We start from the raw sequence: 14,129 nt of genomic DNA, 5'->3' as shown, positions 1-14,129 counted from the left end.
GCCCCGCGCTACCTCGCGCCTTCGGCGCTGGGGTCCCGGCCTGCGGCCGTTCCCGGTCCTGCCTGCGCTGCAGGCAGGACCTTCGTCCCATGCCATGTGTGGTGCGGGGTGCCATGATCGGGGTCTGCCTTCCCGGGAACCTGTGCTCGTGAAAACCCGTCTTGCCGTAGCCCTGCTGATCGCTCTGTCTGCCCCTGCCGTGGCCCTGGCCGCCCCGCCCACCGCCACCGCGCCGGCCAGCGTGGCCACTGAATCTCCCGCCGATGCCGCCTTCCGCGCGCTGTACGAGAAGGAATGGAAGTGGCGCCAGGACGGCGGTGGCGAGGCCAGCGAGGACGAAGACGCCCCGGCCAACGCCACCCGCATGCCCGACGTCGGTGCGGCCGCGCAGCAGGCACGCCTGAAGGTATGGGACGAAACCCTGGCCGCGCTGAAGAAGATCGACCCGAAGACCCTGTCGCCCGACAACCAGGTCAACTACGCGATCTACCGCGACCAGGTGTTCAACCTGGCCGAAGAAGTGCGCCTGCGCGGCTACGAGATGCCGTTCAACGCCGACTCCTCGTTCTGGTCGAACCTGTCCTTCATGGCCCGGCGCGAGATGAAGAGCGCGCAGGACTACCAGAACTACATCGCGCGCCTGAATGATGTGCCGCGCTACTTCGACCAGCAGACCGAAAACATGCGCGCCGGCCTGAAGCGCGGCTTCAGCGTGCCGCGTGCGGTGCTCGATGGCCGCGAGGTGTCCATCGCCACCGTCGCCGAACTGAAGGACCCGACCGAGTCGCCGCTGTACGCGCCGTTCAAGAAGCTGCCCAACACCGTCCCGGTTGCCGAGCAGGCCAAGCTGCAGGCACAGGCCCGCGCGGCGATCAGCGGCAAGGTGGTGCCGGCGTTCCAGCAGCTGCGCACGTTCTTCGTCAACGAGTACGTGCCGCAGGCGCGTACCACCCTGGCCGCCGAAGCGATGCCCGACGGCAAGGCGTACTACAAGCAGCAGATCCACGAATACACCACGCTGGACCTGTCGCCGGACGAGATCCACCGCATCGGCCTGGATGAAGTGGCACGCATCCAGAAGGAAATGAACGACATCATCAAGCAGGTGAAGTTCAAGGGCAGCTTTGCCGAGTTCCTGACCTTCCTGCGTACCGACCCGCAGTTCTATGCCAAGACGCCGGAAGAACTGCTGTCGCGTGCCGCATGGATCTCCAAGCGTGCCGATGGCCAGCTCGGCAAGTACATGACATTGCCGCGCGCGCGCTTCACCATCGTGCCGGTGCCGCCGGACATCGCGCCGTTCTGGACCGCCGGCCGTGGTGGCATGGGCACCTATTGGCTCAACACCTACAACCTGCCGTCGCGCCCGCTGTACAACCTGCCGGCGCTGACCCTGCACGAATCCGATCCGGGCCATGCACTGCAGGGTGCCATCGCCGCCGAGCAGAAGAACCTGCCGGAGTTCCGCCGCAACGCCTACATCTCCGCCTATGGCGAAGGCTGGGCGCTGTACTGCGAGAAGCTGGGCGTGGAAATGGGCATCTACGAAACCCCGTACGAGGATTTCGGTCGCCTGACCTACGAGATGTGGCGCGCCACGCGCCTGGTGATCGACACTGGCGTGCACAGCAAGGGCTGGAGTCGCGAGCAGGCGCTGGCCTACCTGCGTGACCACACGGCGCTGAGCGAGCACGAAGTGACCACCGAAGTGGATCGCTACATTTCCTGGCCGGGCCAGGCGTTGAGCTACAAGCTCGGCGAGATCGCCATCGTGCGCCTGCGCGCGCAGGCGGAGAAGGAACTGGGTGACAAGTTCGACATCAAAGGCTTCCACGACACGCTGCTGAAGCAGGGCTCGGTGCCGTTGCCGGTACTGGAACAGCAGATCCAGGCGTACATCGCCGAACGCAAGAAGGCCTGACCGCCGTGTGGTCGGGTCGGAGCCCCGCCGGTGGCGGGGGTCCGACCCGGGCGCGGGGTCGGATCCCTTTCCCGCGGAAAGGGCTCCGACCCCCTCTCACCTCACCCCACCGTCCGCACCTTCGCCACGCGCGCAGCAAAGGTCGGCAGTACCAGCAGGGTCAGCACCGTGGCGGTGATCAAGCCGCCGATCACCACCGTCGCCAGCGGCTTCTGCACTTCCGCACCGGAACCACTGGCGATCGCCATCGGAATGAAGCCGACGATGGCCACCAGTGCGGTGGTCAGCACCGCGCGGATACGGCTGGACGCACCATTGATCGCGGCCATCATCGGCACGTCACCGGCGTCCAGGCGCTCACGGATCGCCTGCATCAAAACCAGGCCGTTGAGCGTGGCCACACCGGACACCGCGATGAAGCCCACCGCTGCCGACACCGAGAACGGCATGCCGCGCAGCAGCAGGGCGAGGATGCCGCCGACCAGCGCCAGCGGTACGCAGCTGAACACCAGTACCGCTTCCTTGCCGCTGCGCAGGGCCATGAACAGCAGGCTGCCGATCAGCAGGAACACCACCGGCACCACCGTGGCCAAGCGCTTTTCCGCACGCTGCAGGTTCTCGAACTGGCCACCCCAGGTCAGGTACGCACCCGGCGGCAGCGCCACCTCGGCCACGGCGGTCTGCGCCTCGCCAACGAAGCCGCCGAGAACGCGGCCACGCACGTTGGCCTGCACCACCACGCGGCGGCTGCCGTTGTTGCGGCTGATCTGGTTCGGCCCTTCGCTGACGCTGATGCGCGCGACCGAGGACAGCGGAATCACCACACCGGCTGGTGTGGCGATCGGCAGCGAGGCCAGCTGATCCGGGTCGTTGCGCGCGCTGTCATCCAGCCGCACCACCACATCGAAGCGACGGTCGCCCTCGAAGATCTTGCCGGCCGCCGTGCCGCCGATGCCGGTGGACAGCGCATCGCTGACGTCCGCGGCGGTCAATCCGTACTGCGCCGCTGCCACGTGGTCGATCTTGACGTTGAGCGTGGGCAGGCCGGAAATCTGCTCCACGCGCACATCGGCCGCGCCTTCCACCGCACGCAGTTTCAGCGCTACCTGGTCGGCCACCTTCTGCAGCTGGCTGAAGTCATCGCCGAAGATCATCACCGCCAGATCGGTCCGCACGCCGGAAATCAGCTCGTTGAAGCGCAGCTCGATCGGCTGGCTGAACTCGAAGCTGTTGCCCAGCTGCTGGCCGGCCAGCTTTTCGAAGCGGGCCACCAGCGCTTCCTTGCCCAGCTTCGGATCGGGCCAGTCCGCACGTGGCTTGAGCACGATCACGCTGTCGGAAATGTTGGTCGGCATCGGGTCGATCGCCGCTTCGGCGGTACCGGTACGCGAGAACACCGTTTCCACTTCCGGTTGCTTGGCAATGGCCTTTTCCAGCGCCAGCTGCATCGCCAGCGATTGCTCCAGTGAAGTGGACGGCACGCGCAATGCCTGCATCGCCACGTTGCCTTCATCCAGGGTAGGCATGAACTCGCGGCCGAGCAGGCCGAACGAACCAATACCCACCAGCAGCATCAGGCTCGCACCCGCCACCACCGACCGCGGCCGCGCGACGGCCAGGCGGATGATCGGCTCGATGCGCCCACGCAGCACGCGGATCAGCTTCGTTTCGTGCTCGCCATCATCGCTGTGTGCCTCGCCTTCCTTCAGCTTCGGCTCGCGCACCATCAGCGCGGCCATCGCCGGCACGAAGGTGAAGGAGAAGATGAAGGCACCCACCAGGGCCAGCATGAACGTGGCCGCCATCGGATGGAACGTCTTGCCCTCCACGCCTTCCAGGGTGAGGATCGGTGCGAACACCAGCAGGATGATCAGCTGTCCGAACGCTGCCGGTCGTGCCATCTTGCGCGCCGAATCGGCCGCGACGCGCAGGCGTTCCATCGCGGTCAACGCGCGGCCCAGTTCGGCACGACGCTGGCCCAGCATCAGCAGCGTCGACTCGATCACGATCACCGCGCCGTCCACCAGGATGCCGAAGTCCAGCGCACCCAGGCTCATCAGGTTGCCGCTGATGCCGAAGCGGTTCATGCCGATTACCGCGAACAGGAACGACAGCGGGATCACCAGTGCGGTGATCGTCGCTGCGCGCAGGTTGCCGAGCAGCAGGAACAGCACCACCACCACCAGCAACGCGCCCTCGGTGAGGTTCTTGGCCACGGTCTTGATCGTGGAATTGACCAGCACGCTGCGGTCCAGCACCGGCGCTGCCACGATGTCGGCCGGCAGCGACTTGTTCACCTGTTCCAGGCGCGCGGCGGCGGCCTGGGCCACGGTGCGGCTGTTGCCGCCGGCGATCATCAGCGCGGTACCGAGCACGGCTTCATGGCCGTTGCGGCTGGCCGCACCCAGGCGCGGTGCGCGGCTCAGTTCGACCTCGGCCACATCGGACACCCGTACCACCACGCCATTGCGGGTGGCCACAGGCGCTTGTGCCAGATCGTCGGTGGTCAGTGCCAGACCGTCGGCACGCACCACCAGGCCTTCGCCGGCACGCTGCACGAAGCCGGCACCGGCCTGCACGTTGGAGCGCTGCAGGGCCGTCACCAGATCGGCCAGGCCCAGGCCATGCGCGGCCAACCGCGCGCTGTCCGGATGCACGCCGTATTCCTTCACGTAGCCACCGACGGTGTCCACGCCCGCCAGCCCGGGGCTGGAACGCATCTGCGGCGCGATGATCCAGTCCTGCACGGTGCGCAGGTAGGTGGCGCGTTCTTCCGGCGTGCGCAGCAGATTGCCTTCCGGCGTGCGGTAGACCTCGCCGGCCTGCCAGCCTGCTTCGCCCGGCTTGGCCAGCTTCGCAGGGTCGAACGCGGTGAAGTCCACCGTCCACATCAACACCTCGCCGAGGCCGGTGGTGACCGGCGACAGCATCGGCGAGGCACCCTCGGGCAGCGCCTCGGCGGCCTCGCGCATGCGTTCGGCCACCTGCTGGCGGGCGAAGTAGATGTCGGTGGCATCGGTGAAGATCGCGGTGACCTGCGAGAAGCCATTGCGCGACAGCGAACGGGTGGTGGTCAGGCCGGGGATGCCGGCCAGCGCGGTTTCCAGCGGATAGGTCACCTGCCGCTCGATCTGCTCGGGCGTCAGTGCCGGAGCCACGGTGTTGATCTGCACCTGGCGGTTGGTGATGTCCGGTACCGCATCGATCGGCAGCTTGCCGAGCTGGAACAGGCCCACGGCGGCAATGAGTGCAGCCAGGGCCACGACCAGCCAGCGGTGGCGTACCGCGGTTTCAATGATGAGCTTGAACATGGAAGGTCCTCAGTGCCCGTGCTCGGCTTCGCCCTTGGCCAGTTCGGCCTTGAGCAGGAAAGCGTTGGCGCCGACGATGCGTTCGCTGCCGCTCAGGCCACCGAGGATCTCGATGCGGTCGCCGGCGCGTCGGCCGGCCAGCACCGGTTGCACCTTGAAGCCGCCCTCGACGGCGACGAACACCGCGCTGCTGCCATCCACGTTCTGCACGGCATCGGCCGGCACGCTCAACGCGCCGTCCTTGCCGTCGGTGACCACCACCGCCGACACCGGCGAACCGGCTGGCGGCAATGCCGCATTGACCGGCGTGGCACGTATCACCGCCACGCCGCCCTGCTGGCGCACATCGGCGGCCGAACCGGTGACGGTGGCACTGAAGCTGCCGCCCGGCACGGTCACTTCCAGCGTCATGCCCGGGCTGACCTGTGCGGCCAGCGCTGGCGGTGCGGTGAATACCAGCTCGTTCATCGACGGATCGGCGACGTCGGCCACCGGGCTGCCGGCTGCTACCACGCCACCGGGCGTGACCTGCACGTTGCCGACGATGCCGGCCACCGGGCTGGTGATGCGCACGCGGCCGCTGCTGTCGGGTGAACCGTTGGCGGCGGCCTGTGCCTGTGCGGCGGCGGCCTGCGCCTGTGCCGCCAGCGAGCGCGCGCGTGAGGTTTCCAGTTCCTGGCGGGCGACCACGCCCTGTTCGACCAGCGCCTTGTCACGGCCATGGGCCAGGCGCGCCGCCTCGGCTTCCGCAGCGGCGGCAACCGCATTGGCGCGGAACACCGCCGCCTCGCCGCTGACCACGATCGCCAGGGCCTGGTTCTGCTTCACCGCCGTACCCGGTGCAACCAGCACGCGCTCCACGCGCCCGGTCACGGTGGAGGCGACCGATGCACGCGCACCGATCGATGGCTCCACCCGGCCGGACAGCCGCGTCGAACCGCCGCCGCCGCGGCCGACGGCAACCACGTCGATGCCGGAGGCCTTGATCTGCTCGGGCGTCAGCTGCACCACGCCTTCATCGGCGTCGGGCACCTTGCGTGTTTCGGCCTTGGCTTCGGTGCTGTCAGCGGCATGACCATGGCCGTCGTCGGCCGCTGCCTTGCTGGCGGTATCCGATGCGTCCGGGGTCTGTGCGTTGCCGGAGCAGCCGGCCAGGAATACGGTCAGCAGCAGGCCACCAACCAGGGGGAAAGAGCGGGACAGGTTCATCGGGCCTCCACAAAAGGTGCGCGCCCTTCGAGGCGGGCGAGATCGATTTCCGCGCCGACGCGCGACAGACGCGCGTCCACAGCGGTGCCGCGGGCGGCGATGAGGGCACTGCGGGTGCTGCGCAGTTCCAGCTGCGAGATGCGTCCGGCGTCGAAGCCGACGCGGGCCAGGCGATAGGCTTCCTCGGCGGCGACCACGCTTTCGTCGGCCGCGCGGGTGCGGCTGCCGGCGGCCTTCAGGCCCGCCACGGCCGACAACCGTTCCGCTTCGCTGTCACGGCGCTGCTGGTCCAGCCGCGCCTCGGCCGCGCGCTGTTCGGCACTGGCGGCGCGGATGCCACCACGGTTGCGGTCGAACAACGGGATCGAGAGGCTGACGCCCAGCGTGTAGGCCTGCTCGCGGTCCTCGCGGAAACGCGTCTGCGCGGCCGTGACGCTGAGGTCGGGCAGGGCACGCTTGCGCTCCACATCGACCAGGCGACCGGCCGCATCAACTTCGGCTTCGGCGACACGCACGGCCAGTGCGACATCGATGGCGCCACGCGGCGCCGGCGGTGCGCGGTCGAGCAGGCTGTTGTCGATGGTCCGCACCGGTGCATCCAGCAGGGCCGCACCGGCCAGGCGGGCCAGTGCGGCATCGCGGAAGGCCTGCGCCTCATCCAGCGCGGCGCTGGCATTGGCCACTTCGCTTTGTGCCTGCACCGCGCGCAGCTGCGGCTCGCGGCCATGCTTGACCATGGCGGTGACCGCCGCCGCATCATCGCGGGTGAGCGTCAGCGCTTCGTCGGCCAGGGTGTAGCGACGCAGGGCGCTTTCCGCCTGTGCGTAGATCGCCGCCAGCTGGCTGGCGACATCGCTGCGGCTCTGCGAACCGCGCAGGGCAGCGGCCTGTGCCTCGGCGCGGGCGGCGCGGACGCGCGCGCCACGCTGGCCCCAGACCTCCAAGGGCTGGGACAGGGTAAGCACGGTGTCGGCCCTGCCCATGCCGCCGTAGGAGCCGGTGCCCCAGGCGTTTTCGGCGGACCAGGAAAGGGAGGGGTTGGGCAGCGCCCGGGCCTGGTCGGCGCGGGCGTCGGCCGCCTCGGCCAGTGCTGCGCCGACGCGGGCGCCGGGCAGCTGGTCGAGACGTTCAAGCAGGGTGTCGTACGAAGGTGCGGCTTGTGCGGCGACCTGTGCTGCGGGGATCAGGCCCAGCAGCACGGCGACGACCAGCCCGGCCGCGCGCGGCGACCGACGTGTCAGGATCGACATAGGGGGATTCCGGTTGTGAGTGAAACGGGAGCCCGCGATTGCGGGACGCGCTCAACTCACGCCCGGGGAGGACGTGCCAGTTCGTCCTGGGCGACCGCATAGGTCGCCGCGTCGCCTGCATTCATCCAGCGCGCCGGTTGCGGCGTGCCAAAGGCGGCGAAGGTGCTCGCCGGCAGGCTCAGGTTGGAGTGGTGGCAGTGGTTATGACTGCAGGCAGCGGTGTGCTTGCCGTCACTGTCATTGTCACCGTCGGGCTCTTCGGCAGCCGACTCCACATGCACCACCGTGCTGTCGTGCGGTTCCACCGCACACGCCAGGACATCGGCCACCGGCACGACCACGAACGCCGCCATCAGCAGCATCAGCAGGTACGAACGAAGGTGGCGGGCGATCCGGCGCATGGAGGGGAGGCTAGCAAGCGGTTTTCGGTGGATACAATATCAATGGCCACCTCGGGAATTCGTCGGAACCTCCCGTTCAGCTGCGCCGCGCACGGGACTGCTGCTCTGGTAGGTGCCGACCTTGGTCGGCACGCCTTTCGGTCCGTGGGGTGGGACACCGGAGGCGCTTCTGTAGAGCCGAGCCCATGCTCGGCTGCTGTCGCGCGACCAGCCGCCCCGGTAGGTGTCGACCTTGGTCGACACGCTTTTTGACCCCCGACACATTGCCGGCCAGCGGCTGGCACTACTGGTCTGCAGGCAGCTTCGCGATCACCTTGATCTCGAACTGGAAGCCATACAGCCAGGTCACGCCGATGCCGGTCAGGGTCGGGTGCGGTGCTTCGCCCCAGTACTCCGGCACGATCGCCCAGGCCTTTTCGAAGTTGGTTTCCGGGTCGACCAGGAACACAGTCACATCGACCACGTCGTCGAACGTGCAGCCGGCCGCGGCCAGCACTGCGTTGAGATTCTCGAAGGCGCGGCGCACCTGGGTCTCGAAGTCCGGCTCGGGCGAGCCGTCCTCGCGGCTGCCGACCTGGCCGGAGACGAACAGGAAGCCACTGGACCGGATCGCCGGTGAGTAACGGTTGCGCTCGTACAGCGCCTGCCGGCCGGCGGGAAAGACGACATCACGGTGGGACATAAGACGGATTCCAGACGGGAGGAGACCATCCTCCCCGCTGCCGCTGTCTGGATAAACCGTGATGATGCGTCTAGATTGATTAGAAATTCCAAACAATCAGGGTCGCTGACATGGACCGCTTCGAGGCGATGCGGGCCTTCGCCCGGGTGGTGGAGACCGGCAGCTTCACCCGCGCAGCGCACACGCTGCAGCTCAGCCGCACCACGGTCACGCAGCTGGTGCAGCAGCTGGAGGCACATCTGCGGCTGCGGCTGCTCAACCGCACCACGCGCCGGGTCAGTGTCACCGCCGATGGCGCGGCGTACTACCCGCGCATCGTGCGTCTGCTGGCCGAGCTGGAAGAGGTCGAGGGTGGGCTGGGCGATGCCGCCGCTCTGCCGCGTGGGCGCCTGCGCATCGACGTTCCCGGCCCGTTCGCACGGCTGCTGCTGGTGCCGGCGCTGCCCGGCTTCCAGGCGCGCTACCCGGACATCCAGCTGGAGGTGGGGGTCAGCGACCGCGAGGTCGATGTGATCGCCGACAACGTCGACTGCGTGATCCGCGGCGGAACCCCGGCCGACCCGGCGCTGGTGGCGCGGCCGCTGGCGAGCCTGCCGATCGGCTTCCATGCCAGCCCAGGCTATGTGCAGCAGTTCGGTGCGCCGGACCACCCGCGCGCGCTGCAAGGGCCGGACCACCACACGGTCGGTTTCCTCAGCCCGCGCAGTGGCCGTGCCCGCGTGTTCACCGCGCAGCGCGGCGCCGAGCGCATCGAGGTGCAGGGGCGCTATTCCATCGGCTTCGATGATGGCAATGCCTATCTGGCGGCGGGTCTGGCCGGCCTCGGCGTGGTCGCGCTGCCCAGCTACATGGCCGAACCGCATGTAGCGCGCGGCGAGTTGCTGCCCGTACTGCAGGATTGGCAATTGCCGCCGATGCCGATGCACGTGATGTTCCCGCCGAACCGGCACATGAGCCAGCGGCTGCGGGTGTTCATTGACTGGGTGGTGGAGACGTTGGGCTGAGCCACCGCTCGATCGCCGCCACGCCGCATGCCACACCATCCTCGTTCGCCATTGCAGCGCCCAGCGCGGCTGCACGCGCGCGCGTATCCGCATGCTCGGCGAACGCCAGTGCAGCGGCCAACGCCTGCGGCTGCAGCCGTTTCGGTGACAGCGGCGCAGGCGCTACGCCCAGGCGCTGCAGGCGATCGGCCCAGAAGAACTGGTCGGCGGCGAACGGCATCACCATCGACGGTATGCCGGCGCGACAGGCCGAATGCGTGGTGCCGCTGCCACCATGATGGATCGCCAGCGCGCAGCGCGGCAGCAAGGCTTCATGCGGGGTGGGCCCGATCACCAGCACCGTGTCGGGCAGCGCCATGTCGGGCACGCCGACCCAACCGGGGAACAGCAGCACGCGGCGCGGTGCCAGCGCTGCCAACAGCGCCGGCAACACGCGTTCGCGGTCGAAGCCGGTCATGCTGCCAAAGCCCAGGTAGACCGGCGGTGGCCCTGCATCGAGGAAGGCCTGTAGTTCGGCTGACGGCTGCCACGGCGCTGCGGGTGCCGACCACTGGCCGCATACGAGGTGGTCGGCCGGCCAGTCCGAAGGCGGCGGCAACAGCTGTGGCGAGACGCCGTACAGCATCGGCAGGCCGGTCCAGAGCGAGCGTCGTGGCGGCTGCCCGGCGTGCTGGCGGGCAGCGTTTATCGGGCCGCGGAACTGCCGCCAGATCAGGCCGTTGACCAGCCCGTAGCTGGCCCGGTTCAACCATCCCGGTGAGCGCCCGGGTGGCAGGAAGGGCGAGCGGAATGCGCGCGTCGGCGTCAGCGGAATCATGCCGGCGCCGATCACCGGAAGACCACGACGTTCGCCGACGCTCATGCCGACGAACGCCGCCAGGCCGCCGGTCAGGATCGCATCGCAGCCCTCGGCCGCAGCATCGGCCTGGCGCATCCAGCCGGCAACGTGCTGCAGCGCCATCCGTGCCAGCCCGGTGCTGGCGGCGGCCACGCCGTTGCCGCGTGAGACCAGCGCTACCACCTCATCGTGGATGTCGCCTTCAAGCGCGGCGTGCGGGACGCCCATTGTTTTCGCGCTGCCCAGAGTGCCGCCGTCGGCCAGCAGCATGACGTCGTGGCCGGCCGCGATCAGCCCGTGGCAGAGCATGACCAGCGGGCGCGTATCGCCTTCGGTGCCGTAGGTGAGGGCCAGCAGTCGCATTGGAAGCTCCGCAGTGAGGCGCCAGTATGCCGGGATCACACCGCGTGCCCCTGCGCTGCCGCTGGCGCACGACATGGGACAATCCAGCATCATCTGCCCCCGTTGCACGGGGCGCGCGTAACAGGATCCAGCATCGAATGACTGCACTGCCCTCACTACCATCCTTTGTCTCCCGCATGCCCGTTGCTGCATACGGGTGTGGGGCATGAGCCGCGTCGTCGCGCTGGACACCGAAACCACCGGCATCTCGCATCGTCTGGGCCACCGGGTGATTGAAATCGGGGCGGTGGAACTGATCGATGGTCAGCTCAGCGGCCGCCAGTTCCACACCTATCTGCAGCCGCAGCGCAAAGTGGACTGGGGCGCGCAGCGCGTGCACGGCATCAGCGATGCGATGCTGGTGGGCAAGCCGCTGTTCGCGAGCAAGGCCGCCGAGCTGCTGGAGTTCCTGCGTGGCAGCGAGATGGTCGCGCACAACGCTACCTTCGACGTCGGCTTCCTCGACAACGAGCTGCGCCTGGCCGGCATTGCCGATGGGCTGGCCCAGCACTGCCGCGTGACCTGCAGCCTGAAGCTGGCGCGGGGGCGCTGGCCCGGCCAGGGCAACAAGCTGGACGATGTGCTGCAGCGCCTGCGCATTCCCGGTAATCGTGGCCTGCACGGCGCGCTGAAGGACGCCCATCTGCTGGCCCAGGTCATTCCACACCTGCGCTGAGCTGGCCCTGTCGCTGTTGTAGAGCCGAGCCGACGCTCGGCTGCTTCCCCCCGTATGACCCAGCCGAGCGTGGGCTATGCCGGTCGTCCTGACCGTCACCCTACGGGCCGTCGCAAGCGACGTTGGCAGCGGCTCCTGCCGCTACCTTCGGCTCTACAAGGGCCCCCGTCGCCGTGTTCAGCCTTGCCCTGTGGGTAACTTGCGCAAGTGCTTGAACCCGTGCATAATGCGCGGCTCGCTGTGTCCGGTTTTCTATCGGGCGGCGCCCCCGGGAGCACGTCCCCGGCCGCCCAACGCCAGCGTAACCCTTTGATTCTCTTGACGTGTGGTGGGCAACCATCGAGGCCGCCGTCTCCCGGGCTACGGGCTGACACAACTTACTATCGAGGTGCGCCATGTCCCGCGTATGCCAGGTTTCCGGCAAGCGAGTGCAGACGGGTAACAACGTCTCGCACGCCAACAACAAGACCCGTCGTCGTTTCCTGCCGAATCTGCACGAGCGCCGCTTCTGGGTTGCCAGCGAGAACCGCTGGGTGAAGCTTCGTGTTTCCGCGCATGCACTGCGCACCATCGACAAGAACGGTATCGATTCCGTTCTGGCTGAGCTGCGTGCGCGCGGCGAAAAGGTCTGAGGAGTAGACGATCATGGCAGGCAAGCGCGATAAGGTCCGTATGATTTCGACCGCTGGTACCGGTCACTTCTACACGACCGACAAGAACAAGAAGAACACCCCGGGGAAGATGGAATTCTCCAAGTACGATCCGGTCGTGCGCAAGCACGTCCCGTACAAGGAAGGCAAGATCAAGTAATCCGCAAGGATTGCTGATTGCCTCCGAAGAAACCCGCCCTCGTGGCGGGTTTTTTTGTGGCTCCCCGCCCCCGGTAGGTGTCGACCTTGGTCGGCACGTTCCGACCCCGGTGGGTGCCGACCGTTGGTCGGCACGCTTGGCGCGGCTCGACTCTACCCACCCCGCTGGGCAGAATGGCCCATCACCCTCCCGACGGGCGCGCCTGATGCTGTTCGAGTGGTTGCTGGGTTCGTATCTGCTGCTGATCGACTGGCTGATCCGGCTGGTGGCGCTGTGCTGGATCCCCACCCGCACTACGCCGGGCGCGGCGCGCAGCTGGCTGCTGCTGGTCGGCTTCGTGCCGCTGCTGGGCCTGCCGCTGTACCTGCTGTTCGGGCATCCGTGGTTGTCGCGCGAACGCATCCGCCGGCAGGCCGAGGCCTCGCAGGTGATCCGCGAGGAACAGGCGCTGCAGCGCCGCCTGCGCTGGACGCCGCAGCCCGATTCGGCCAGCGCCGAAGTGGTGCCGCTGGTGCAGCGTCAGGGCGATTTCATGCCGGTGCACGGCAACGCGGTCGATCTGCTGACCGACTACGACGAATCACTGCACAACCTGATCGCCGACATCGACCAGGCCCAGGACCGGGTGCACCTGCTGTATTACCTGATGTTCGATGACACCGTGGGCGAGGCCATCGTCGAAGCCCTGCAGCATGCCGCAGCGCGTGGCGTGCAGTGCCGCGTGCTGCTGGATGCGGTGGGCGCCAAGCGCGGCCTTCGCGCGTACAGCAAGCGGCTGCGGTCACGTGACGTCGAAGTGCGCGCGATGCTGCCCGGCGGACTGCGCTGGCGCCGCAGCGGGCGCATGGACCTGCGCAACCACCGCAAGATCGCGGTGATCGACAACGAAGTGGGCTATGTCGGTTCGCAGAACCTGGCGCGGCCTGAATTCGTGGCCGGCCACCCCAACCGTGAACTGGTGGCGCGCGTGCGCGGGCCGGCGGTGGCGCACCTTGAAGCGGTGTTCGCCAGCGACTGGTACATCGAAACCGGGCAGCGCCTGGACGTCATCGCCGACGTGCCGGTGTGCAGCGAGGACATCGCCACCCAGCTGCTGCCCAGCGGCCCGGCCTACCCCTACAGCAACGCGCGCGATGCGGTGGCCGCGCTGATCCATCTTGCCCGGCGCCGGCTTGTGATGGTGACGCCGTACTTCGTGCCCGACGAAGCAACGCTGAGTGCACTGCGCATCGCCGCACTGTCCGGCGTGCAGGTGCAGCTGATCCTGTCGGCCAGCAACAACCAGCGGCTGACCTCGTGGGCGCAGGAGGCCTACTACGACGAGCTGCTGCGCTGCGGGGTGCAGATCGCGCTGTACGAGCCGCAGTTCCTGCATGCCAAGCACATGAGCGTGGACGAGGACATCGCCGTGCTGGGGTCGATCAACATGGATATCCGCTCGTTCGCGCTGAATGCCGAAATCGGCCTGATCTGCTACGACCGTCAACTGGTCACGCAGCTGATCGCCATCGAGGACGACTATCTGCGCCAGTCACGCCTGCTGGACCTGGAGCAGTGGCGCAAGCGCCCAGCGTGGCTGCGCAGCCGCGAGGGCATCGCGCGCCTGGCCGATGCATTGATGTAGG

The 14,129-nt window shown here is 68.0% G+C and carries 12 protein-coding genes; 6 read left to right on the top strand and 6 right to left on the bottom strand.

What is annotated here, in order from left to right:
- Positions 1–148: 148 nt before the first annotated feature.
- On the top strand, positions 149–1,921 hold the full coding sequence (locus tag CR156_RS19400; protein WP_100554236.1) for a DUF885 domain-containing protein: 1,773 nt from the start codon (positions 149–151) through the stop codon (positions 1,919–1,921).
- Positions 1,922–2,022: 101 nt separating this feature from the next.
- Here CR156_RS19400 and CR156_RS19395 read toward each other — a convergent pair whose 3' ends face one another.
- The 5 genes from CR156_RS19395 to CR156_RS19375 all read right to left on the bottom strand — a co-directional run bounded on the left by CR156_RS19395 (position 2,023) and on the right by CR156_RS19375 (position 8,774).
- The gene (locus CR156_RS19395; RefSeq protein ID WP_100554022.1) at positions 2,023–5,232 is read right to left on the bottom strand and encodes an efflux RND transporter permease subunit; all 3,210 of its coding nucleotides are present in this window, start codon (positions 5,230–5,232) and stop codon (positions 2,023–2,025) included.
- Between the two features lie 9 nt (positions 5,233–5,241).
- On the bottom strand, positions 5,242–6,441 hold the full coding sequence (locus CR156_RS19390) for an efflux RND transporter periplasmic adaptor subunit (RefSeq protein ID WP_100554021.1): 1,200 nt from the start codon (positions 6,439–6,441) through the stop codon (positions 5,242–5,244).
- Positions 6,438–7,691: a TolC family protein gene (locus tag CR156_RS19385; RefSeq protein WP_100554020.1), complete on the bottom strand. Its 1,254-nt coding sequence runs from the start codon at positions 7,689–7,691 to the stop codon at positions 6,438–6,440. Before CR156_RS19385 ends, CR156_RS19390 begins: the two co-directional genes overlap by 4 nt.
- Before the next feature lie 56 nt (positions 7,692–7,747).
- Positions 7,748–8,092, bottom strand: a complete 345-nt coding sequence (locus CR156_RS19380) for a hypothetical protein (protein WP_100461982.1) — start codon at positions 8,090–8,092, stop codon at positions 7,748–7,750.
- A 283-nt stretch (positions 8,093–8,375) separates the two neighbouring features.
- A complete protein-coding gene (locus CR156_RS19375; protein ID WP_100554019.1) occupies positions 8,376–8,774 on the bottom strand; it encodes a RidA family protein in 399 nt (132 codons plus the stop codon).
- Between the two features lie 110 nt (positions 8,775–8,884).
- Here CR156_RS19375 and CR156_RS19370 point away from each other — a divergent pair, with 110 nt between their 5' ends.
- On the top strand, positions 8,885–9,778 hold the full coding sequence (locus CR156_RS19370) for a LysR family transcriptional regulator (RefSeq protein WP_100554018.1): 894 nt from the start codon (positions 8,885–8,887) through the stop codon (positions 9,776–9,778).
- Here the strand turns inward: CR156_RS19370 and CR156_RS19365 are convergent.
- On the bottom strand, positions 9,747–10,979 hold the full coding sequence (locus CR156_RS19365; RefSeq protein ID WP_100554017.1) for a glycosyltransferase: 1,233 nt from the start codon (positions 10,977–10,979) through the stop codon (positions 9,747–9,749). The genes CR156_RS19370 and CR156_RS19365 overlap by 32 nt on opposite strands.
- A gap of 205 nt (positions 10,980–11,184) precedes the next feature.
- Between CR156_RS19365 and dnaQ the strand changes: the two genes are divergently transcribed.
- The 4 genes from dnaQ (at position 11,185) to cls (ending at position 14,128) form a co-directional block, all read left to right on the top strand.
- Positions 11,185–11,694, top strand: a complete 510-nt coding sequence (gene dnaQ, locus CR156_RS19360; protein WP_100554016.1) for a DNA polymerase III subunit epsilon — start codon at positions 11,185–11,187, stop codon at positions 11,692–11,694.
- 395 nt (positions 11,695–12,089) lie between these two features.
- Positions 12,090–12,326, top strand: a complete 237-nt coding sequence (gene rpmB / locus CR156_RS19355) for a 50S ribosomal protein L28 (protein ID WP_005411638.1) — start codon at positions 12,090–12,092, stop codon at positions 12,324–12,326.
- 10 nt (positions 12,327–12,336) lie between these two features.
- Positions 12,337–12,504, top strand: coding sequence for a 50S ribosomal protein L33 (gene rpmG / locus CR156_RS19350; RefSeq protein ID WP_170272460.1), 168 nt, complete (start codon positions 12,337–12,339; stop codon positions 12,502–12,504).
- A 205-nt stretch (positions 12,505–12,709) separates the two neighbouring features.
- Positions 12,710–14,128 carry a cardiolipin synthase gene (cls, locus tag CR156_RS19345; protein WP_100554015.1) on the top strand — a complete coding sequence of 473 codons (1,419 nt, stop codon included), beginning with the start codon at positions 12,710–12,712 and terminating at the stop codon, positions 14,126–14,128.
- Position 14,129 lies beyond the last annotated feature (1 nt).

This window comes from Stenotrophomonas lactitubi (assembly GCF_002803515.1).
Lineage (GTDB): Bacteria > Pseudomonadota > Gammaproteobacteria > Xanthomonadales > Xanthomonadaceae > Stenotrophomonas > Stenotrophomonas lactitubi.
Note: the sequence above shows the minus strand (reverse complement) of the source record. Positions and strands in the feature narration are given on the sequence as shown.